Source organism: Streptomyces montanisoli (genome assembly GCF_017813245.1).
In the GTDB taxonomy this organism is placed as follows: Bacteria; Actinomycetota; Actinomycetes; order Streptomycetales; family Streptomycetaceae; genus Streptomyces; species Streptomyces montanisoli.
The window spans coordinates 1-1,098 of the sequence record NZ_JAGIQL010000367.1 but is presented as its reverse complement, the minus strand read 5'-3'; the positions used below and the strand labels follow the sequence as shown (position 1 = coordinate 1,098).

At 79.8% G+C, this 1,098-nt stretch carries 1 protein-coding gene; it reads left to right on the top strand.

Annotated elements, in window-relative coordinates; translation table 11 throughout:
* A partial coding sequence (locus tag JFN87_RS33185; RefSeq protein ID WP_209346230.1) for a helicase-related protein occupies positions 1 to 1,098 on the top strand: 1,098 nt, incomplete at both ends.

Here is a 1,098-nt window from a genome sequence, read left to right as displayed (position 1 = left end):
CGGCCCGGCGGATGGCGTGGCTGCTGGGCGAGCGGCCGGGGCAGCGCGTCGGCTTCACGGTGCGCGGCGAGCGCGCCGTGAGCCCGTCGACGGTGGTGGAGGTGGTGACCACCGGCGTGCTGCTCCAGCGCCTCCAGCGCGATCAGGAGCTCGCCGGCGTCGACGTGGTCATCCTCGACGAGTGCCACGAGCGGCACCTGGACGCCGACACGGCGGCCGCCTTCCTGCTCGACTTGCGGGCCGCGCTGCGGCCGGAGCTGCGCCTGGTGGCCGCGTCCGCGACGACCGACGCCGCCGGGTGGTCCGCGCTGCTCGGCGGCGCACCGGTCGTGACGGCGCGGGGCGTGACGCACCCGGTGGACGTGGTATGGGCACCGCCCGCCCGCCCGGTGCGCCCGCCGCACGGGACACGCGTCGACCCGGCGCTGCTGACGCACGTGGCCTCGGTGGTGCGGCGGGCCCTCGCCGAGCGCCCCGGCGACGTGCTGGTGTTCCTGCCGGGCGTCGGCGAGATCGAGCGCGTCGCCGGGCAGCTGGGCGGGACGGCGGACCTGGGCGCCGAGGTGCTGCGGGTGCACGGGCGCGCGCCCGCGGCCGTGCAGGACGCGGTGCTCGCGGGTCCTTCGGGCGGGCGGCGCGTGGTGCTCGCGACGGCGGTCGCCGAGTCCAGCCTGACGGTGCCGGGCGTGCGGGTCGTCGTCGACGCGGGCCTCGCGCGCGAGCCGCGTACGGACCACGCGCGCGGCCTGGGCGCGCTGGCGACGGTACGGGTGTCGAGGGCGGGCGCCGAGCAGCGCGCCGGACGCGCGGGCCGCGAGGCGCCCGGCGCGGTGTACCGGTGCTGGACGGAGGCGGACCACGGGCGCCTGGCGCGCTTCCCGGCGCCGGAGATCCGCGTGGCCGACCTGACGGCCTTCGCGCTCCAGGCCGCCTGCTGGGGCGATCCGGACGCGTCGGGTCTCGCGCTGCTCGACCCGCCGCCCGCGGGCGCGCTTACGGCGGCGCGCGAGGTCCTCGCGGCGATCGGCGCGACCGAGCCCGGCGGTGGCGGCGCCCGGGGGCGCGGGGGACGGAGGAGCAGACGCCCGAACTCCTGGT